At 62.3% G+C, this 20,953-nt stretch carries 17 protein-coding genes; 11 read left to right on the top strand and 6 right to left on the bottom strand.

Going from position 1 to position 20,953, the window contains the following annotated elements; genetic code table 11:
- Positions 1-99 precede the first annotated feature (99 nt).
- Complete coding sequence (locus HJC00_RS12630) at positions 100-564, top strand: Lrp/AsnC family transcriptional regulator (protein WP_221156241.1); 465 nt, start codon at positions 100-102, stop codon at positions 562-564.
- 146 nt (positions 565-710) lie between these two features.
- On the opposite strand, the gene HJC00_RS12625 is transcribed toward HJC00_RS12630, so the two are convergent.
- The gene (locus HJC00_RS12625) at positions 711-2,474 is read right to left on the bottom strand and encodes a bifunctional diguanylate cyclase/phosphodiesterase (protein ID WP_221156243.1); all 1,764 of its coding nucleotides are present in this window, start codon (positions 2,472-2,474) and stop codon (positions 711-713) included.
- Positions 2,475-2,890: 416 nt separating this feature from the next.
- On the opposite strand from HJC00_RS12625, the gene HJC00_RS12620 reads away from it, so the two are divergent.
- Genes HJC00_RS12620 through HJC00_RS12605 form a run of 4 tightly spaced genes read left to right on the top strand, consistent with a single transcriptional unit; the run spans position 2,891 to position 6,746 of the window.
- Positions 2,891-4,204, top strand: coding sequence for a CmpA/NrtA family ABC transporter substrate-binding protein (locus HJC00_RS12620; protein WP_097601190.1), 1,314 nt, complete (start codon positions 2,891-2,893; stop codon positions 4,202-4,204).
- Positions 4,205-4,262: 58 nt separating this feature from the next.
- On the top strand, positions 4,263-5,156 hold the full coding sequence (gene ntrB, locus HJC00_RS12615; RefSeq protein WP_221164109.1) for a nitrate ABC transporter permease: 894 nt from the start codon (positions 4,263-4,265) through the stop codon (positions 5,154-5,156).
- A gap of 11 nt (positions 5,157-5,167) precedes the next feature.
- The gene (locus tag HJC00_RS12610) at positions 5,168-5,965 is read left to right on the top strand and encodes an ABC transporter ATP-binding protein (RefSeq protein ID WP_085781813.1); all 798 of its coding nucleotides are present in this window, start codon (positions 5,168-5,170) and stop codon (positions 5,963-5,965) included.
- A gap of 46 nt (positions 5,966-6,011) precedes the next feature.
- Positions 6,012-6,746, top strand: coding sequence for a 4'-phosphopantetheinyl transferase superfamily protein (locus HJC00_RS12605; RefSeq protein WP_221164108.1), 735 nt, complete (start codon positions 6,012-6,014; stop codon positions 6,744-6,746).
- Here the strand turns inward: HJC00_RS12605 and HJC00_RS12600 are convergent.
- From HJC00_RS12600 to HJC00_RS12590, 3 genes are read right to left on the bottom strand one after another with little or no spacing between them, the layout of a single operon-like run.
- Positions 6,704-8,062: a lysine N(6)-hydroxylase/L-ornithine N(5)-oxygenase family protein gene (locus tag HJC00_RS12600; RefSeq protein ID WP_221164107.1), complete on the bottom strand. Its 1,359-nt coding sequence runs from the start codon at positions 8,060-8,062 to the stop codon at positions 6,704-6,706. The two genes, HJC00_RS12605 and HJC00_RS12600, sit on opposite strands and share 43 nt — an antisense overlap.
- The gene (locus tag HJC00_RS12595) at positions 8,059-12,051 is read right to left on the bottom strand and encodes a non-ribosomal peptide synthetase (RefSeq protein WP_221164106.1); all 3,993 of its coding nucleotides are present in this window, start codon (positions 12,049-12,051) and stop codon (positions 8,059-8,061) included. The genes HJC00_RS12600 and HJC00_RS12595 overlap by 4 nt, the downstream gene beginning before the upstream one ends.
- A gap of 18 nt (positions 12,052-12,069) precedes the next feature.
- Entirely contained in the window at positions 12,070-12,288 is a 219-nt protein-coding gene (locus HJC00_RS12590) for an MbtH family NRPS accessory protein (protein ID WP_210632133.1), read from the bottom strand.
- A 194-nt stretch (positions 12,289-12,482) separates the two neighbouring features.
- Between HJC00_RS12590 and HJC00_RS12585 the strand changes: the two genes are divergently transcribed.
- The 3 genes from HJC00_RS12585 to HJC00_RS12575 are packed head-to-tail and all read left to right on the top strand — an operon-like array spanning position 12,483 to position 16,085.
- The gene (locus HJC00_RS12585; RefSeq protein WP_210632190.1) at positions 12,483-13,472 is read left to right on the top strand and encodes a GNAT family N-acetyltransferase; all 990 of its coding nucleotides are present in this window, start codon (positions 12,483-12,485) and stop codon (positions 13,470-13,472) included.
- Positions 13,469-14,887, top strand: a complete 1,419-nt coding sequence (locus tag HJC00_RS12580; protein WP_221164105.1) for an MATE family efflux transporter — start codon at positions 13,469-13,471, stop codon at positions 14,885-14,887. Before HJC00_RS12585 ends, HJC00_RS12580 begins: the two co-directional genes overlap by 4 nt.
- A gap of 10 nt (positions 14,888-14,897) precedes the next feature.
- Positions 14,898-16,085 carry a PLP-dependent transferase gene (locus HJC00_RS12575; protein WP_210632131.1) on the top strand — a complete coding sequence of 396 codons (1,188 nt, stop codon included), beginning with the start codon at positions 14,898-14,900 and terminating at the stop codon, positions 16,083-16,085.
- Here the strand turns inward: HJC00_RS12575 and HJC00_RS12570 are convergent.
- Complete coding sequence (locus tag HJC00_RS12570) at positions 15,976-16,632, bottom strand: sigma-70 family RNA polymerase sigma factor (RefSeq protein WP_221164104.1); 657 nt, start codon at positions 16,630-16,632, stop codon at positions 15,976-15,978. The two genes, HJC00_RS12575 and HJC00_RS12570, sit on opposite strands and share 110 nt — an antisense overlap.
- A 164-nt stretch (positions 16,633-16,796) precedes the next feature.
- Here HJC00_RS12570 and HJC00_RS12565 point away from each other — a divergent pair, with 164 nt between their 5' ends.
- From HJC00_RS12565 to fhuB, 3 genes are read left to right on the top strand one after another with little or no spacing between them, the layout of a single operon-like run.
- Positions 16,797-17,288 (top strand): GNAT family N-acetyltransferase, encoded by a 492-nt coding sequence (locus HJC00_RS12565; RefSeq protein ID WP_221164103.1) that lies wholly within the window; start codon positions 16,797-16,799, stop codon positions 17,286-17,288.
- Positions 17,289-17,320: 32 nt separating this feature from the next.
- Positions 17,321-18,151: an iron-siderophore ABC transporter substrate-binding protein gene (locus HJC00_RS12560; protein WP_221164129.1), complete on the top strand. Its 831-nt coding sequence runs from the start codon at positions 17,321-17,323 to the stop codon at positions 18,149-18,151.
- Positions 18,151-20,112 (top strand): Fe(3+)-hydroxamate ABC transporter permease FhuB, encoded by a 1,962-nt coding sequence (gene fhuB, locus HJC00_RS12555; protein ID WP_221164102.1) that lies wholly within the window; start codon positions 18,151-18,153, stop codon positions 20,110-20,112. The genes HJC00_RS12560 and fhuB overlap by 1 nt, the downstream gene beginning before the upstream one ends.
- Positions 20,113-20,122: 10 nt before the next feature.
- Here fhuB and HJC00_RS12550 read toward each other — a convergent pair whose 3' ends face one another.
- Positions 20,123-20,872 (bottom strand): SDR family oxidoreductase, encoded by a 750-nt coding sequence (locus HJC00_RS12550; protein ID WP_221147114.1) that lies wholly within the window; start codon positions 20,870-20,872, stop codon positions 20,123-20,125.
- Positions 20,873-20,953: the final 81 nt, after the last annotated feature.

Below are 20,953 nucleotides of genomic sequence, written 5' to 3'. Positions count from 1 at the left end.
GTATGAAAGAATAAGCGATATTGCAGGTCAATTTGTCATTGATCATTGCATCCATTGCATCTTATGCGCATGATCGGTGAAAATTTGGAATAATCGATCATGCCCGCCCTTGACACCACAGATCGCAACATCCTCAGGCTCCTGCGCCTCGACGCCCGGATGAGCAATGCCAAGCTTGCCGTCGAGGTCGGCCTGTCGCCGTCTGCTTGCCTCAGACGCATCAAGATCATGGAAAAGACGGGCGTGATCCGCGGCTATACGGCGCTTCTCGATACGAGCAATGCGGATGCGATGATTGCCGTCATCATCAACATCACTCTCGAACGGCAGACGGAGGACTATCTCGACCGTTTTGAGGCGGCCGTCCGCCGCCATCCGGAAATCCGCGAATGTTTCCTGATGACGGGTGGATCCGACTATCTGTTGCGCGTGGAAGTCGCCAATGCCGGCGAGTTCGAACGGATCCACAAGGAAATATTGTCGGCCTTGCCAGGCGTCCTCAGGATTCACTCCAGCTTCTCGATCCGCAATGTCCTGGCGACGCGCACCAAAAATAAGCGATGAGCAGGCGTCGGCCTGAATCGCTCTCCAGTCTTGCAGCCCGCGTCTCCAGACGCGTAGACGACACTGATCCTCGAATTGCTTCCCTGAAGCAGTTGCGGTGTCGGGCCGATCACTCCAACGGAGTCACTGATCACTTCGAGGCTCTGTCAGGCTAACCGGATAGAGTTGGCTTGCCCGAACTCCAATGCTTCCTGCGCCAATCGCCCTGCCAGTTCGGCAAACGACTGCGGCCGTCCAAAAGCATAACCCTGGAGAGTGTGGACGCCAAGATCGGCGAGCACTTTGGCATGCTCGAAGGTTTCCACGCCTTCCGCAATCACCTCCATGTCAAGCGCGCGCGCTATGTCGACCAGCGAACTGACAAGCCGGCGGCTGGGAACGGATTGCAGGATCGGCATCACAAGCTGGCGATCGATCTTGACGCGGTCCGGTCTGAGCTCGAGCAGGCCCAGCAAGGAGGCATGCCCCGATCCGAGATCGTCGATCTCAATGTCGATACCGAAGGACTTGATGGCCTGGATGTTCTGGCGCACCCGATCGCTCAGGCTGTCCAGGAATATCGTCTCTATCAGCTCGAAGCTCAATCGGCCGGGCGGGATGTCATAGCCGCCGAGTTTCGTTGTCAACTCGGGATCATCGAGACGCTCGGCGGAGAGGTTGATCGACAGCCGAACGCGCTCGAGCAGCGAGGCCGAGGATCTCATATCCAATAGGACGGCTCTCAGGATGACATCGTCAAGCTCTGCGACCAATCCGTTCGACGAGGCGAGAGGCAGGAAATGCGCCGGAGCGAGAATTCCTCTCGTCGGATGGTGCCATCTCGCCAGAGCTTCGACGCCGTTTACCCGGAAAGACCTGGCGTCGACCTGCACCTGGTAAAATGGACGGATCTGGCCGAGCGCCAATCCGGATCGCAGATCCTGGACGAGCTGCCTTTCGTTCGCCAGCCTCGAAGCCATCTCGTCGGTAAAAATCTCGGCGCGATTCCGGCCATTCCGCTTGGCGTGGTACAAAGCCAGGTCCGACTGGGAGAGCAGCTTGGCAAAGTCTCCGCTCATGGCGCTGGCAACGCCAATGGAACACTGCACGCTGAGTGCCTGGTCGACACCAGGAAGCGGGCTTTCCAGGCGTCGCTGAATATGATCGAGCACCGCCCTCGTCCTGTCGGGCTCGTCTTCAGTGACGATGACTGCGAACTCATCGCCGCCGAGGCGCGCTGCGACGTCATCTGCGGAAATGGCCTCCAGAAGAATCTCGCTGACATGACACAGAACGAGGTCGCCGACCGCATGCCCGAAGCGATCATTGATCTCCTTGAAATGGTCCACGTCTATATGGAGAAGCGCAACCTTGACGCCCTCCTGCCTGGCAAGCTCGGACAGGGCGAAATCGAAACTACGCCGGTTCAAGAGACCGGTGAGGTGATCGTGATCGGCCGCGAACCGAGCTTCCGCGCGGCTCCTCTCCAGTTCCTTGTTGAGCAGGACGTCGTCGGTCACATCCCATTCGGCGCCGACAAAGCAGGGGTCGCCGGCCACATCGACGAAATAGCGAGCGCGCGAACGCAGATAGCGGATCGCTCCGTCTGGTCGAACAATGCGAAATTCCGATGCGTAATCCGATCTGGTTTCGATCGCCCGCAGAAATATTTCATTGGTCGCCGCCAGATCATCGGGGTGGACGCTGTCCAGCCAGATAACATCAAGCGGCGCTTTCGGAACGCCATAGATCAGCTTGAGCTGCTCGTCCCAGCGCGTCTGATTTTTTGCGATATTGTGTTGCCAGATGCCAATCCTGGATGCCTCAAGAGCCAAGCCAAGCTGGCGAAGCAGATTTTCAAGTTCGACATTCGTTCTGGATCGTTTGCTGCTCAAGGCAATCTCGCTGTTACGTTCGCCCGAGTGTCGCATTGAATATCTTAAAGAGTGCTAATCGAACGAAGGCCAAAAACCCTGTTGGCCAATCAGTCAGCCGATAAACGGCCAGTGCGATGCACAAATATAACGCTCTTGCGAATGCCACCGCCCTGGTAACAGCACAAATACTAATCACATATTCAGACTGCCCAGGAAATAAGCAAGCTGGAACTGACCTATTTTTGCCTTTCAGCTCATGAAGTTACTGCCGTCGCTTTGGACTTGGCACACCAATTGCAGGCCTTCAATGTGCATCGGTCAACGGCGACCGCTGCAGATGGGCGCGACATAAGCGCTTGCGTTAGACATCGACGTCGCAAGGATTGCCATCCGGGATGCACTCATCCCGTGGACGCATTCCGGCGGCGTTTTTTTGCGTCCGAATTCACCAAGCAGAGGGGAACCTGCAGATGAAGAAGATTTCGACGACTGCGATATCGGCAACCGGCATCACCCGCCGGAGCATGCTCAAGACGACTGCAGCGGCCGCCCTCATCGGCGCCGTCAAGACCGCCTTTCCCTCCGGCGCCTTTGCGGCCGGGGCAGGCCCTGAAGTGAACGGCATCAAGCTCGGCTTCATCGCGCTCACGGATTCCGCGCCGCTGATTATCGCCAAGGAAAAAGGCCTGTTCGAAAAATATGGACTTCCGGAAACGGATGTCGCCAAACAGGCGTCCTGGGGTGCGACGAGAGACAATCTCGTGTTGGGCGGCGCAGCCAACGGTATCGACGGCGCTCACATCCTCTCGCCGCTCCCCTATCTCATGCACACCGGCAAGGTGACGCAGAACAACAAGCCGGTGCCGATGGCAGTCCTTGCCCGGCTCAATCTCGACAGCCAGGGCATCTCCGTCGCCAAGGAATATGCCGAAACCGGCGTCCAGCTCGATGCCTCGAAGCTGAAGGCAGCCTTCGAAAAGAAGAAGACCGAAGGCAAGGAGATCAAGGCCGCCATGACCTTCCCGGGCGGCACCCACGACCTCTGGATCCGCTACTGGCTTGCCGCCGGCGGCATCGACCCGAACAAGGACGTTTCGACCATCGTCGTGCCGCCGCCGCAGATGGTGGCCAACATGAAGGTCGGCAACATGGACGTTTTCTGTGTGGGCGAGCCTTGGAACGAGCAACTCGTCAACCAGGGCATCGGCTTCACGGCAGCCACCACCGGCGAGCTCTGGAAGGGCCATCCCGAAAAGGCGCTGGGGCTCCGCGCCGAATGGATCGAAAAGAACCCGAATGCCGCCAAGGCCCTGCTGATGGCCGTCATGGAAGCGCAGCAATGGTGCGACAGCATGGACAACAAGGCGGAGATGGCGGAGATTCTCGGCAAGCGTCAATGGTTCAACGTTCCGACCAAGGATGTGCTCGGCCGCCTGAAGGGCGATATCAATTATGGCAATGGCCGCGAGGTCAAGGCGACCGATCTCTACATGAAGTTTTGGAAGGACGGCGCCTCCTACCCGTTCAAGAGCCACGATGCCTGGTTCATGACGGAAAACATCCGTTGGGGAAACCTGCCGGCGACGACCGATGTGAAGGCGCTGGTCAACCAGGTGAACCGCGAGGATATCTGGCGCGAGGCTGCCAAGGATCTCGGCATCGCTGCTGCCGACATTCCCGCATCGTCGTCCCGGGGCAAGGAAACCTTCTTCGACGGCAAGGTCTTCGACCCTGAAAATCCCTCCGCCTACCTGGAGAGCCTTTCGATCAAGGCCGTCTCCTGATCCCGCCTCCGGCGCGCGACCGGCGCGCCGGCCTTCCATTCCCGTGAGGAGCGCGCTGATGTCCGCCCTGGCAAATAAAGAAAATCCCTCGATCGTCGCCTCTGCAAAGCCGGCGGCGAAGGTTCTGTCATTCTCCGGCAAGCAAGCATCGCGGATCGATTTTCGCCGCGCGGCGCTGACCGCACTTCACAATGTCGTTCCGCCGGCCGTCGTGCTGGCTCTCGTCCTCCTCCTCTGGCAGGCGCTCTGTTCATCGGCGGACGCCTCTCTGCCTTCGCCGCACCAAGTCTGGCGGGATAGCTACGACCTCATCGCCTATCCGTTCTTCAACTACGGCTCCCAGGATATCGGGCTCGGCTGGCGGGTGCTGGTCTCGCTGCAGCGCGTGGCTTATGGCTTCGGCCTTGCCGCAGTCACCGGCGTCATCATCGGGGCGATCATCGGTCAATCGGTCTGGGCCATGCGCGGCCTCGATCCGATCTTCCAGGTGCTGCGCACGGTGCCGCCGCTCGCTTGGCTGCCGCTGTCGCTCGCCGCATTCCAGGATTCCAGCCCTTCGGCGATCTTCGTCATCTTCATCACCTCGATCTGGCCTGTCATCATCAACACCGCCGTCGGCGTCCGCAATATTCCGCAGGACTATCGCAACGTCGCCAAGGTGCTGCGGCTCAACCAGCTCGAATTCTTCTGGAAGATCATGCTGCCGTCGGCGGCCCCTTACATCTTCACCGGCCTCAGGATCGGCGTCGGCCTTTCCTGGCTCGCCATCGTCGCGGCCGAAATGCTGACCGGCGGCGTCGGCATCGGCTTCTTCATCTGGGATGCGTGGAACTCCTCGCGCCTTCCCGACATCATCGTCGCGCTCGCCTATATCGGCATCGTCGGTTTTGCTCTCGACAAGCTGGTGGCCGCGCTCGGCAAACTCGTCACCCGCGGCGCCATGGCCAACTGAGGACCATATCGATGAACGCCTATCTCAAGCTCGATCATATCGACAAGCATTTCGATCGCGGCGGCGTGCGCGCCGAAGTCCTGAAGGACATCAACCTGACGATTTCACAGGGCGAATTCGTCTCGATCATCGGCCATTCCGGTTGCGGCAAGTCCACCCTGCTCAATCTCATTGCCGGCCTGACCCCGGTTTCGGCAGGCGCCGTGCTTCTGGAAAATCAAGAGGTCAACGAGCCGGGCCCGGAACGCGCCGTCGTTTTTCAGAACCATTCGCTCCTGCCCTGGCTGACGGTCTATGAGAACGTGAATCTCGCCGTCTCCAAGGTCTTCAGCCGAACGAAGACCAAGGCCGAGCGACATGACTGGGTGATGGCCAATCTCGACCTCGTGCAGATGGCCCATGCCAGGGACAAGCGGCCCGCGGAGATATCCGGCGGCATGAAGCAGCGCGTCGGCATTGCCCGCGCGCTTTCAATGGAGCCGAAGATCCTGCTGCTCGACGAGCCGTTCGGGGCACTCGACGCATTGACCCGCGCCCATCTTCAGGATGCGGTGATGGAGATCCATAGCCGGCTCGGCAACACGATGGTGATGATCACCCATGATGTCGATGAAGCGGTGCTGCTCTCCGACCGCATCGTGATGATGACCAACGGCCCGGCGGCCCGCATCGGCGAAGTGCTCGACGTCACCATGCCCCGCCCCCGCAACCGCATCGAGCTCGCCTCCGACCGGACATATCTCAAATGCCGCGAGGCCGTGCTCAAATTCCTTTACGAACGCCACCGCTTCATCGAAGCCGCGGAGTAAATCCCGCGGAGATTGCCAATCGGGCCGCGTTACGCATACTGGCCTGATGCAGCAATCAGAAAATCAACCGGCCGCCATCGATGTCGTGCTCTGGAAATATCCGAAGAACGACAGCGGCGAGAAGCGCTGGATGCAGTGGCTTTCACCGAATGAGCGGAAGCGCGCCGCGACCTATCGCTTCGAGCGCGACCGGACCTCGTTCATCGCCGGCCGCTGTCTGCTGCGGCAAGTGCTGAGCGCGCATACCAAGACGCAGCCTGACAAGCTGCTGTTGCAGGCGGATGCGTACGGCAGGCTGAGGGCCGAGGGTCACGACGGGCTGCACTTCAGCCTTTCCAATGCCGACGGGCTGGTGGCCGTCGCCGTCACTTCAGAATGCAGGCGCGTCGGGATCGACTGCGAACGCGCCGACGCCGAAATCGAAGCGGCGGCGTTGGAGAGCTATTGCAGCCTGGACGAACGGCAGTGGCTCGATCAACTGCCTCCGGGCGAACGATCGCGTGCAGCCGTTGCCCTTTGGGCGCTCAAGGAGAGCCATCTCAAGGCACTCGGGGTAGGCTTGCGTGAAGATCCCCGCAGCGTCGCCTTTTCCTGGCAGGACGGCATCCCCGACCTGGTTCAGAGCGGCGCACCGGACCGGCAATGGCATCACCGCCTGATCGAGAGCGGCAGCCAGCACGTCGCCGCGCTGGCCGTCCACTCACAATTTCGCGCCCCCAGCATTCATGTCCTGACGTTTCAGGATGACAGCATGCCGTCCGAATGGCCGGCCCGGAGCTGATGCGACATGGCAGAAGCTGCCTCCGTCGCCCAGACCAGTTGGGCATTGTCAGGCTCGGCATCGAAATGCTGCCGGCCGAGAAGGGTGTTGACGATCTTGGCGCTACGCCACGCCATGAGGCTGAGCTGCGAGTCGGCAATGCCGTGCGAGTATCGGCCGGCGTTCTGCGCAAACAGGCGGTTGGTCCTCGGGCCTGTCCACTGCATCGTGTAGTCGTCGTTCAGGGTGGGATAGCCGTTTCTGTCGAGGCTGATCCTTTCGCTTAGCGATCCGAGCGCATCCGGCAAACGGAACCTGTAGCCGGTTGCCAGCACCACCGCATCGGCATGCAGCACCTCGATCCCGCCATCGAAATGGTTGCGGACGATGAGCCGATAGGCATTGCCGTTCCGCTCCATCTGGATCACATCGCGGTTCGGCGACAAAGATGCATTCAGCGTGCTCTGCTCAAGGTAACGCAGCGCATAGAGGCGGCGGTAGATCGAGTGGATCGTCGAAATCGACAAGCCGTCACTGGTCAGGATCGAGTTCTTCAGCGCCGCCTGCTTCTGCTCGCTGCTGAGCTTCAGATAGGCCTGCACATATTCCGGCGAGAAGACCTGGTTCGAAAACGGCGTATCGTTGATGGGCTCGAAATTATGGCGCCGGCTGATCCAGGTCAGTTCCGTCATCGAGCCAGGGTCCCCAAGCAGCGCTTCCACCACCTCGCCGCCGCTCTGGCCGCCGCCGACCACGACAATGCGGGAAGCGCCGAGATCGATGAGGCGCGATTTGGCCTCGCTATTGTGGAAGCAATCCGCACCCAGGAAGGGTTTTGCCCAGTCAGGCACGAAGGGCGAAGACCCGGTGCCGATCACCAGGTTGCGCGCTTCTTCTTGGCCGTTGTCGAAGCGCAGGACGAAGCGGTCGTCGCGGTGCTCGACGTCGCGGATCTCGGCGGAGAACCGCAGACCTTCCACGCCCTTGGCGACCCAGGCGAGATAACGCGCGAATTCCTGCCGGGGGACGGCCTCATAATTGGCGTTCAGGAAGGCGTAGAGCCGCTTATGGGCGACCAGATAGGAGATGAATGACCAGCGGCTGGTCGGCAGGACCGGGGTGACGAGGTCCTTGAGGAAGGACGATTGCAGCTCGACGCCGGGCATCATCATGCCGGGATGCCAGTCGAAGGCGCCGCGCCGCTCGAAGAAGCGGCTGCGGACGTCGGGCACGGATTCGAGCAGGCAGGCAAGGCTCAGATTGGAAGGACCGATGCCGATGCCGGCAAGATCGAGCGGCTCATTCAGGGCATCCCTGCGGGTAAAAGCGACGGTCATGCGTTATCCTTCTCTGTTTCCTTGAGACGCAGGGCAAGCCTTGAGTGGAAGGCGGGTGACCCGATCATGTGCAGGTGGTTGGTGCCGGTAATGATCTCGGCCGCGTGCGCCCTCGGCGACAGGCGGCGCCAATCGATCAGGTTCAGGCCGCGATTGAGGCTGTCGTCGGCTGCCCAGGGATAGATCGGCACGTCATGGGGAACGAGCCGATGCTTGCGGAAGATCAGAGCATTGTCGATCAGCACCCAGAACGTATGTTCGCGGCTACTGATATCAGGCCCATCGGTCGGCAGCGGGTCCTTCTCGTCGCCGACGAAGCGCAGGAACTGCTCGTAGGTATCGGCGTCCATCGTCGACAGCAGCCGGTCCCATTCCGGGCGCATCGCCGTCTTTTGCAGCCATGCCTGCACGTCGCGATGCAGCGCATCACGCTCGCCCGGCCGGAAGCGCGGTTTGGCGCCAATCGCGAATTCCGATCCGAGATCGCAGACATCGACCATCGCCATCATCCGGACGTCGACCTCGTTGGCGAGAGTGCGGGCAGCCTCATAGGCCAGAAGCCCGCCCCAGGACCAGCCGAGAAAGTAGCAGGGCGCACCTTTACTATGCGTTCTGATGTAATCGACATAGCTCTCTATGATCTCTTCAACGGGCGCGCCGACTTCCTTCTTCTCGGACAGCGAGTGGCAAATGAAGCCAGTCGCCGGCTGGTCGGCGCCGAGATAATCGACGAGTTTCACATATTCGCGGGTGCTGACGAGAAGCCCCGGGAAGCAATAGAGCCGCGGCTTGGCCCCTGAAGCGCGCAGCACGATCACCTCGGAGAGATCTCGCTCCTCCCCCTGTTCCATCACGCCGGCAAAGGCGCGGATGGTCGGGTTGTTGAAGATATCTGCGACGGTGAGCGGGATTTTCGGCCGTCGCCGCCGCAGCTGCGTGAGGATGCGGATCGCGCCCAGCGAATTGCCGCCGATCGCGAAGAAATTATCCTCGACGCTGATCGCTTCCAGCTTGAGAACCTGGCGCCAGACATCCAGCACCTCTTCTTCGAGCGCGGTCGCCGGCTCGACGATGGCACGCTTGACCGGCTGGGGTGCGGGCAGCGCGAAGCGGTCGAGCTTGCTGTTCGGATTGGTCGGCATCTTTTCCAGTTCGACCACGGCCGCCGGCACCATGTAGGATGGCAGACTGCGTTCGAGGCCGGCGCGGACCGTCTCGACATCAAGCCTCTCGTCCTTTTTGGGAACGACATAAGCAACGAGGGCCTTTTCGCCGCCGGCATCGTGATCACGCAGCACGACCAGGGCTTCGCCGACGCCGGGCTGCTGCAGCAGCGCCGCTTCGATCTCGCCGAGCTCGATGCGGTATCCACGCAACTTCACCTGATGGTCGACGCGGCCGACGAATTCGACGGTTCCGTCCTCGCGCCAGCGCGTCAGGTCGCCGGAGCGGTAAAGCCGGCCGCCCTCTATCGAAAACGGATCGGGGATGAAGCGGTCCGCCGTCGTATCCGGCTTGCCGAGATAGCCGCGCGCAATGCCCTCACCACCGATATAAAGCTCGCCGGTCACGCCGATCGGGCACGGATTGAGGTCGGGGTCGAGCACATAGACGCGCCGGAGCCCAACGGCGCGGCCGAGCGGGGCGTAGACGCCCTGGAACTTGGTGCCGGCCCTCACCTTCCAGACCATCGGCGTCATGATGGTTTCCGTCGGACCGTAGCCGTTGATCAGCCATTCCGATTTCAACGCCCGCGACAGGAGATCGAAGGTCGATTGCGCCAGCCCTTCGCCGCCGAAGGAGTAAAGCCGCATCGGCGGCGCGCCGTCGATAATGTCGGCCCATTCCACCAGCTGCTGCAAATAGGTTGTCGGGATGCTCGCATTGTTGGCGCCATGCTTGCGCATCGCCGTCAGCGTCTCTTCCGGTGTCCAGAGCGGCTGGTCGGGAAGAATGATGCTGCCGCCTTCCATCAGCGGGTTCATCCAGCGCTCATGGCCGCCGTCCGAGCTGAAGGGCAGGAATGGCAGTTCGCGGGACTCCGAGCTCATGCCGTAGACACGCGAGGTATTCTGCAAATGATGCGTCAGTGGGCCGTGCTCGACGGCCACACCCTTCGGCAATCCGGTCGATCCCGAGGTGTACATGACATAGGCGAGCTGATCCTTATGCGTGGGAACGTAGAGCGGCGTCTCCGGCTCGCCTTCGAGATCAAGCTTGTCGAGTTCGAGGATAATCGCATCGAGTTCGTCCGGCAGGCGATGGCGCAGCCAGCTGTGGGTCAGGACGATCTTGACGCCGCCGTCTCGCAGGATGTGATGGTTGCGGACCGGCGGATGGTCGGGCTCGACCGGGATATAAGCGCCGCCTGCCTTCAGCGTGGCGAGAATGCCGACGATCGCCTCCGGCGAACGCTTGATGAAGATCGCGACCGTCACCTCGGCGCGAACGCCGAACTGCCGCAGCCGATGCCCGAGGCGATTGGTGCTCGCCTCCAGCCAGCCATGGCTCCACTCCTCGTCACCATAGACGATCGCGGTCTTTTCAGGCGTCCGGCGCGAATGGGTTGAGATCAGTTCGTGCACCGGCCGATCGTCGTTGACGACATCATCCTCGTAGGGGGCGGACAACCAGTCGAGCTCTTCGCTGCCGACGAGTTCGATATCCTTGATCCGGAGATCCGGCTGCGCGACGATCTGTTCGAGCACCAGGCGGAAATGCTTGGCGACACGGGCGATCACGGCACCGTCGTAAAGATCCTGGGCATAGTCGATCAGCCCGAATGCGCCGCCTTCCAGACGCGCCTCGACCACCAGGGAAAGCTCGCTGTCGGCGCGCGCGCCTGACGGTTCCAAATTTTTCGCATCTCTCGGCACGGGATAGGGCTCGCGGAATTCGAACAGCGCCTTGACCACGGCTTCCTGGGCGGCCGCTTCGTCGACCACCAATTCCTGCGTGATGCGCTCCAACGGCACGAGCCGGAGAAGCCCTTCCTCCGTCACCTTGGAGATGGTCGCAACAACGTGGTCGAGGGAATGCCGGGAGGCGAGCGGCAGGACGAGGGGAAGGACCTGTTCGGCGCGGCCGCGGCTGGCGAAATGTTCCGTGCGGGGCCGCGCGACCAGCAGCCCGGTCAGCAAGGCATAGTTGCCGCTGTAGCGCGCCAGCAGCGCGCAGAAGGCGGCGTGAAGCACGCGCTCGATCTGGTATCCCTTGCCCTGTGCATGCCGTTCGAGCTTGGCCCAGAGGTTGGGCTCAATCGCAAACCGATGCTCAGCGCGCGCCACGCCCGCAAGCCCGCCGCTGTTGAAACGGGTGGGAAAGGCCGAGGCCGCATAGTCGAGACCGATCGTCTCGCACCAATAGGCAAACGCTTCCCGCGCCTCATCCGTCTCCAGCCATTCTTCCTCCCGCGTTCCGGTCGAAACTTCCGCCGGCTGCACGTCGCCGGCCGGCGCGCCGTCGAGGATGCGCGCCAGCGAAGCGGCAAGCACGGATTTTTCGCGGTCGTCTGAGACGATCGGATGCAGCACGATCGTCAGCATTGATTGCCCATCGGCAAGCAGGATGATCTGAATGCGCGCCCCCGGCCCGTCCAGCAGATCGAAGCGTCTGTCGCGAAAGGCTTTTCGCGCGGCCAAGGCTTCAGCCTCGGAAAGAGCGGCTCCTTCCTTGCCGAGAATTTCCATCGGCACGGCGTTCGATGCGCCGCGATACTGCTCGATGCGGCCGCCCGCCAGCCGACGGAAGCGGGTGGCAAGCGACGGGTTCTCAGCCACGAGCGCACGGCAGGCTCCGGCAATCGTCTCGACGTCGATTGCGGCACCCAGCCGCAAGCCGATGATCTGGTCGGGAAAGACCGTGTAATTGCCGATCTGCTCCAGCGACCAGATGCGCTTCTGCGCGATCGTCAGCGGAAAGCTCTCGAAGACGGTATCCACAGCGTCGGTCGGGCGGGCATCGGCGAAATTGGTAATCTGCTTGTTCATCTTGCCATCCAGACCTTTTCAGAGACGCGCATCGGCGGCCATCGCCGAACGCAGCGAGAGCGGGCGAGGATCGGTCCAGATTTCGCGGATATGGGCGAGGCACTCCTGGCGCGAACCGGCAAAACCCGCGGCCTGCCAGCTCACCGGAATCCGCTTGTCCTGCGGCCAGACCGAGTAATGTCGCTCGGTGTCGATGACGACGATCCAGAGATCGTCGCGGGGCTCAAGATTGTCCATTCGAAGCTCCTGCAAAGATTGACGTCATGCGCAAATGACGGATCCCCCCTGCCGGAGTTTAGAAAATTGCTGAGAATTTTTTTCTTCGTTTACCCCTAAATCTGCCTGGGGATGGATCGTCATTCTATCAAATCGGCGCAGGAGCGGGCTTCATGCTCGCAGCATCAAAAGCCCTGCCGATCAAGGAGAACATCATGGATTTCGATGCCGCCAAGCAAAGGCGGGTTCTGCAGGCGCGCAGCTATGTCAGGCTTGCCCCCAATATCGTCCATCTCCACACCGCACACGGCAATCACGAACTCACAGTCGAAGCCGAAGCCGGCATCGCCTTGCTGACCTTCTACGAGGGAAATCCCGTGCAATCGGCGGAGCTTCTCATGGCGGCCGCCGAGGCGGTGACGGCGCAAGACCGCTCGATCAAATCGGTCGCTTTCGAAGGCCATCAGGCGAGCCTTCCCCGGCACATCGCAGGCATCGACGGACGGCTCGATTCCGCGATCCTCTGGCAATGGCCCTCCCCGTGGCTGCCGCAGATGTCCTATCCGCTGCCGCCCGTGCAGGAGATGACGGCAGGTCGCTATCATCCGCGCCGGCCGGCAAAGCCGAAGGACACGGTCTACCAGCGCTTCATCCCCTGGCTGGAGCGGGATATCAGCTTCAGGGTGGCCGATCCCGAAACCGATCTTGCGGTCTTCCATCGCTGGATGAACGACGAGCAGGTTAACACGATCTGGGAGGATGCGGGCTCGATCGACAAGCACCGGAAGATCCTGGAGGAGAGGATCGCCGATCCGCATATCCTGCCGCTGATCGGCAGTTTCGCCGATATTCCCTTCGGCTATTTCGAGGTCTACTGGGCCAAGGAAAACAGACTCGGCCCCTATTACGATGCCGACGATTACGATCGCGGATGGCATGTGGCGATCGGCGAGCCCGATTATCGCGGCAAGAAATGGATCAGCGCCTGGCTTCCCTCGCTGATGCATTTCATCTTCCTCGACGATCCCCGCACCAAGCGCATCGTCGGCGAGCCGCGCGCCAGCCACGAGCAGCAAATCCGCAATCTCGACCGCTCAGGCTTTGCCAAGGTCAAGCATTTCGATTTTCCGCACAAGCGGGCGCTTCTCGTCATGCTGACCCGCGAGCGCTTCTTCGGTGATCATCTCTGGGTGCCCGCATCATGAACGACATGAGCGAGATGAGCGGCAGCCTGCGCAAACGCCGGCTTGCCCCGGAAGATCTTGCCAGCCCGCAGCTTTTCCGGCTGCTGCTGCGCCTCGGCCTGCCAGCCATGTTCGGCCTGTCGATCAATGCCGCGCATCACACCATCAACATGGTGTTCGTCGGCATGATCGGCGAAGACCAGATCGCCGCGATCATGATCGTGCTGCCGATCCTGATGCTTGTCGCCGCCTTCGGCGAAGGCATCGGCGTCGGTGTGGCAACCGAGGTCGGCCGGGCGCTCGGCGCCGGAAACCGGTCGCGGGCGAGCACGCTTGCCTCGATCAGCCTTGCCGCCGGCATCGCCTTCGGCGTGGCAAGCGCGGTCGCCATCGTCGCATTCCCATCTTTCCTGCTGTTCGGCGCCACACCCGCCATCGAGCCGCTTGCGCAGCATTATCTCCTCATCATCGCAGTCTCGATCCCGCTGACGATGGGGCAGATCATTCTCGACTTCCTGGCGATCGCCGAGGGCAATGCCCGCTTCAGCATGTGGACGCTGGTTGCCTGCTTCGCGCTGAACATCATCCTCGACCCGATCATGATCTTCGGCTTCGGCCTCGGCCTGCAGGGGGTGGCAATGGCAACCATCCTCTCCCAACTCGTGGCGCTCTCCATCTACGGCGCCTATCACGCGAGACGGCTCGGCACGATCCGGCTGACATTCGGCTGGCGGCTCGGCGATGTCAGGCATCTGAGGCCGGTCCTTGCCGTGGGCGCGCCGACGACGCTGACGAGCCTCGCAACCGCTGGCGCAATCGCCGCGATGCTGTCGTTCGCCGGCACCTATCGTGGCGAGGACGGCATTGCCGGAGTCGGGATCGCCCTGCGGCTGCTTGCGGTCGGCGCACTTCCCGTCATGGGCATTTCGCTGGGCGCGCAGGCCATCCTGAGTTTTGCCTGGGGCCGCGGGGATATATCACGGGTGCTCTCGTCAGCCCGGATGCTGACCGCCGTCACGAGCGCGGTCGGCGGCGTCTACGGACTGGCGGCGATCATCTTTTCCGAACACCTCGCCTCATTCTTCACCGACGATGCGCCCGTGGTGTCGATCGCAGGCCAGGCGATCGTCGCGGCCCACCTGCCCTTCCTGCTGTTTGGCATCCGGCAGACCGTGCTGATCCTCTTCCAGGCGCAGGGCAGGCCGAAAGCCGCCCTTGCCCTCGGCCTGGCGCAGAACGGATATCTTCTCTTTCCGCTGCTTGCTCTCCTGCCGCCCTTCTTCGGTTTTTCGGGTCTGCTCGCAGCCATGTTTCTGGCCTCGGCGCTCACGGGCCTGCTGTCATGCTTCTGCCTGGCAAGGTCGATCGGCGCACTCCGGCAGCGCTCGGCCGAACCTCTGAGCGCTATCCGTCCCCCTCCCAGCTTTTGTCCATGAAAGGATCATCATGAACCAGTCCTTCAGCCCGCGCGACCTTGGCGCCCATGCGGCCGCCGACGATCTCTTCACCCCCGTCGATCCGGCCGCCTTCAACGCCGTATCGCCGCCAATCTTCCAGACCTCGCTCTTCACCTATGACAGCTACGAGGCGATGGAGGATGTCTTCGCCGGCCGGGCGCGCAACTTCATCTATTCGCGCGGCGACAATCCTACCGTCCGCGAATTCGAGCTCTTGGTCGCCCGCCTCGAAGGCGCGGAGGATGGGCGCGCCTTTTCCAGCGGAACGGCCGCCATCACCGCGACTATTCTGAGCCTCGTGGAAGCGGGCGACCGGGTCGTTGCCGTCCGCCACCTCTATAATGACGTCTATCGCCTTCTCGTGAAGCTGCTCGGAAGGCTCGGCGTCACAGTGGATTTCGTCGATCCTTCCGACCATGACGAGGTGCGCAAGGCGCTGCCGGGCGCCAAGCTGCTCTATCTCGAAAACCCCTCCTCCTTCGTCTTCGAGCTTCAGGACATCGTGGCGCTGTCTGCCATGGCGAAGGAGGCTGGAGTCACCACGATCATCGACAACTCCTGGGCAACGCCGCTCTTCCAGAAGCCGATCCAGCACGGCGTCGATATCGTCATTCACGCCGCCTCGAAATATCTCGGCGGCCACAGCGATACGGTTGCCGGCGTCGTCGTCGGCACGAAGGAGGCGATCGCCAGGATCAACTCGGCCTCCTATCCCTATGTCGGCGCAAAACTCTCGCCCTTCGAGGCATGGCTCCTGCTGCGCGGCATGCGCACGCTGCGCGTCCGTCTCAAGGAGCATGAGCGCAGCGGGCTTCTGCTCGCCGACCGGCTGAAACAGCATCCCGACATCGCCGACGTTCGCCACCCGGCCTTTCAGGACCATCCCGGCCGGGCGACGCTGTCGGGTTATGCCGGGCTCTTCGCCTTCGACCTCACGCCCGACATCGATGTCGGGCGCTTCGTCAACGCGCTTCGCGAGATCCGTCTCGGCGTCAGCTGGGGAGGACCGGAAACGCTCGTGGTCCCCGCCAAGGTCGCGCTGCAAATCCCCGACCGGATGACCACATTCATCCGGTTCGGCGTGAGCGAGCAGACGGTTCGCTTCGCCGTTGGACTGGAAGAACCGGAACTGCTGTGGAGCGATTTGCAGCAGGCGCTGCACGCCGCACGGCGGTAGTATCCCGGCGAGGTTCATGATCGGGGCGGGCGGGTTCAGTGATCGCCGAATGGCAATGCTGCTCCGCCGCCTTGATCATGAAATTGACAAGCGTCCTCGAGACGCCGAGTTCGGCCGCGATATCCTTCTGCGGCACGCCGTTCAGGCGGTGGCGGATGAAGGCGTCGTTGGTGCGCTTCGGCAGCGCCTCGAGCGAAGCAAGCACGTCACGCAGGGTCTCTGCGGCAACGAGCTGGTCGAGCACGGTGGGGATCGGTGCGGTGATTTCCTGCACCTGGTCTAGCGACCTATAGTTGTTCAACTGCTGGCGTCGGCGACGGCTCTCGTCCAGGGCGAGGTTATAGACCATCCGGAATGCGTAACCGATTGGGCAACGAATGCCTTCGACGTTCACTCCGTAAGCTTTGATGACGCCATCCTGAAATATATCCTCGGAATATGACTTTGATTTAACAACACTTTCTATCGTTTTCAGGAGTTTATCCTTGTTTTCGATCATCGCATTGACAACCGCATTTCCGTTCACATCACGATGCGATGCTCGCATTGCCCTGTACCCTTTTTACAAATGGAAAATCAGGCTCTGTGGTTGCTGGTCGGTTCGGTCGCGGTGTTCCTTTTTGAGCAAATGCACACGATGTGATTGCAGTGTCTAATTTAAGATGATAACCAGAGTCAAGTTTAAATCGATCGGCCGGAGACGAGAAAAAAATGGGACGAACAGTTGAGATCTTGACGGGCAAGGCGGAGCTCTGCCGGTCGATCATGGGAGCCTTGCCCGATTGGTTTTCCGAACCCGAGGTCATCGAAGCAAGCGCAGAGGCGGTCGAAGATCTGCCGGTGTTCGGCTATATCGAGGCGGATGTCGTCACCGCCATGATCGCGCTGAAGCCGCACCTGCCAGGCGCAGTCGAGATCGCGCTGATCGCGACGCGGCCAGAATATCGCGGCCGCGGCGGCGGACGACATCTTGTCGATGCGGCCGAACGCTTCGCCCATCAATCGGGCGCCCGGCTGCTGACGGTCAAGACGCTCGCGCCGCGCGGCCGCAACGAGCCGCAATTCGAGGCGACGCGCCGCTTCTATGACCGGAACGGCTTCGTCAGGGCGGAGGTGTTTGACAAGCTCTGGCACGAGGGCCATCCGTGCCTCTTCATGGTCAAGCCGCTCGTCGGAAATCAGCCGAGCGAGACCGCGCCTTGAAACGACGGGACTTTCTTCTGGGCGCGCTGGCAATGACGAGCGCGCCCGACACGGCGCGCGCCGGCGATGGCGGCGTCGTGTCGCTCGATTACGGACTGGCATCGACGATGCTGGCGCTCGGCAGCATGCCGCGTGCGATCGCCTCGCTCAGGAACTGGTCGGAATGGGTCGTCGAGCCGGCCATGCCGCAAGGCGTCGTCGATATCGGCACAACGTCCGAGATCAATCTCGAAGTCCTTACCAGCCTCCGGCCATCGCTCATCCTCAGCACGCCCTTCCTGGCAGCGCTGGATGAAAAACTCTCCCGCATAGCACCGGTCGCGACCTTCACCATCTATGCCGCGAACGGCGATGCACTCGACCGCTCCTACGCCGAGACGCGACGTCTCGGCGCCATGATCGGGCGACTGAGGCAGGCGGAGGCGTTTCTCGCCCGCGCCGATGCTACATTCGAGCGGTTGCGCGAGACGGCGAAGAGCCTGTCCGCGCCTCCTGTGGCGGTCATCAACTTTATCGACCAGAGGCATGCGCGCATCTATGGCGGCCCCGGGCTCTATGGCGGCGCCATGAGACGCATCGGCCTTGAGAACGCCTGGAAGGGAGAGGCCAGCTACTGGGGATTTCAAACGATCGGCCTGGAGCAGCTCGCCGAACTCGGTGACGAGGTGCACCTCGTCGTCGTGTCGCCGCTGTTTCCACCCGATGTCCTGACCCGGCTTTCCGAAAGCCCGCTCTGGACAGGCCTTCCCTTCGTCCAGCGCCAGCGAATCTCGGTCGTTCCAGGCGTCCTGATGTTTGGAATGGTCCAGGAGGCGCTGCGCTTTTCGATCCTGATGGTCGATGTTCTGGAGACTGCCGCCTGATGAAGCCTCACTATTCCCGCTTCGGCGCGCCGGCACTTGCGGCGCTATTGCTGTTTTCAGGCCTCAGCCTCGCCGCCCTCGATCTCCTGCCGGCGCTGCCGCATCTCGAGACGACAGGCGGTTACGACGCCCAGCACCTGTTGCTTCTCTATTCCACGCTGCCTCGCATGGCGACGGCACTGATCACGGGAGCCGCCCTTGCACTTTCGGGAACGATTCTGCAGCAGGTGCTGCGCAATCCGCTGGCCTCGCCGACGACGCTCGGCGTCTCGGCCGGCGCCAATCTGGCGCTGGTATCCGTCATGCTCGCCTTTCCCTCACTGGCGGGATGTGGCCGCGACGCGGTCGCGCTCGGCGGAAGTGCGGCTGCTGCCTTCGCGATCTTTTCGATCAGCGCCCGGCACGGCTTCTCGCCCTTTTCCCTCATCCTGTCGGGCATGATCATCGGCCTCTGGTGCGGAGCGGCGGCGGCCATCCTCATTCTGATGAACGATCAATATCTCTCGGGGATCTTCATCTGGGGCGCCGGCTCGCTCTCGCAGCAAAGCTGGGCGATCCCGCTATCGCTGCTGCCGAAATTGGCGCTGCTCGCCGCCCTTGCCCTTCTCGCTACCCGGCCGCTGGCGCTGAGCCAGCTCGGCGATGCCGGCGCGACCAGCCTCGGCCTGCGGATCAAATGGGCGCGGGGCTTCGTCCTGGCGATCGCGATTGCGCTGAGCGCCCTCGTCACCAGCGCCGTCGGCGTCATCGGCTTCGTCGGGTTGGCCGCCCCGCAGATCGTCCGGATGGCCGGTGCAAGGCGCATCCTCAGCCAATTGATCTGGTCGCCGCTCGCAGGCGCCGGCCTTCTCCTCGTGACGGACGAGACCATCAAGCTTCTGGCTCCCGGTGATTTCGTGCCGACGGGAGCGGTGACGGCACTGCTCGGCGGGCCGATTCTGATCGCTCTGCTCCCACGCCTCGCCACCGCCTCGCGCGCACTGCCCGGCATCGCCTCGCCACGGCTCGCGGTCGGCAGCAAATGGGCTCCCCTTGTCCTGCTGTTGGCCTCGATCGCATTGGCGATCGCCGCGATCTTCTTCGGCCGGGCACCCGACGGAGACTGGGCCTGGCTGCCGGCCGCCTCATGGGACGACATCCTTCCCCTTCGCCTGCCGCGCGTCGCCGCGGCATTCGGCGCCGGAACGGTGCTCGGCGTGACCGGCCTCATTCTGCAGCGGCTGACCGGAAACGAAATGGCAAGTCCCGAGGTGCTCGGCGTATCGGCCGGGGCGACCCTCGGCGTCGCCGCCGCCCTCTTCGCCGTTTCTGCACCGGGGCTGACGGTCCAGCTTGCCTTTGCCGGCGGCGGAGCGCTCGCCGTGCTTTTGCTGATCTTCCTCCTGAGCGCCGGTTCCGGCTTCGGCCCGAACCGCGTTCTGCTCGCCGGCATCGCCTTCGGCGCAATGCTCGATGCCGGGATCGGCGTCCTTGCCGCGAGCGGCGATCCCCGCGGCCTCGCGCTCATCCGCTGGATGGCGGGCTCGACCTATTTCGTCGACAATGCGGTTGCCGCAAGCGCCCTGTCGATTGCGCCGGCCTGCCTCGTCGCCGCCTTTCTCGCCAGCCGGTGGCTTGCGCTGCTGCAACTCGGGCCGGAAGCGGCGAGCGAACTCGGCCTCAGGATCGTCCCCACGCGCGCGGCCCTGTTCGGGCTCTCTGCGATCATGACGGCAGCCGCGACGCTGGTCGTCGGCCCCTTGAGCTTCGTCGGGCTGATGGCGCCGCACCTCGCCCACGGCCTCGGCTTTCGCCGCCCCTCCGTCCAGCTCCTCGCCGCCGCCCTCATCGGCGCGACCCTGCTCGTCATCGCCGACTGGGCCGGCCGGATGATCGCCTTCCCCTATCAGGTGCCGGCCGGCTTGATCTCGGCCCTGGTCGGGGCGCCGATGCTGCTGATCGTGCTGCGCCGGCGGCCTTGAGAAGCCGCATTCATCCCGCCAATGCTTCGGCGTCGGCCCCTGCAGGGATGCGCAATGGAGAGGAAGGATCGGTCGCAGCGCGCCATACAGCCTCGACGACGTCGACGGGCTGTGTCAGGGCGGTCACCGAGTGTTGCTCCCATGATGCGAACACCTCTGCGACGACCGACGAATAGGCGTGCGGGAAGCCGCCCTGTTGTTGAATCCGTGCGCGCGCCGTATCGCCGAACCGAGTCTCCGGCGCGCGCCCCGGAAGCACGATCCTCACACGCACATTGAAAGCCTCAAGCTCGAGCGCGACAGATTCGGTGAACGCGTTCACTGCGGCTTTGCTCGCCGTATAGACCGAGAGGAGCGGAAGCGGCTTGAGCGTCACGCTTGACGTGACGTTGACGATAACGCCTTCCTGGCGCTCCCGCATCTGCGGCAGAATCGCCTGGGTCATCGCGATCGTTCCAAGGGTGTTCGTCTCGAAAATTTCGCGGGCGATCTCGATCTGCGTTCCCTCAAGCGCGTTGAGCAAACCGATGCCGGCATTGTTTACCAGCACATCCACAGGCCCGGCGGCCTCAACCGCAGCACGGATGCTTTCAGGGCTTGTGACATCGAGCGCAATGATCGTGAGTTGGTCCGAAGGCGGCAGAAGGTCTTGGCGAGGCGTTCGCATGGTGGCGATCACCTTCCAGCCCTGCGCAAGAAAGAACCTGGCAATTTCCAGCCCGAACCCCGACGAGCATCCGGTAACAAGAACGGTCTTCATATTTTTGTCTCCTATCCATCTGCCAGCAACAGATGTAGACGGCGAACGCGGCACTTACTATCATGCATCGTCCTTGTTTCA

The sequence above is a fragment of the Rhizobium sp. NLR22b genome (genome assembly GCF_019685295.1).
GTDB lineage: Bacteria > Pseudomonadota > Alphaproteobacteria > Rhizobiales > Rhizobiaceae > Rhizobium.
The sequence above is the reverse complement of the archived record's forward strand: the minus strand, read 5'-3'. Positions and strand labels throughout refer to the sequence as shown.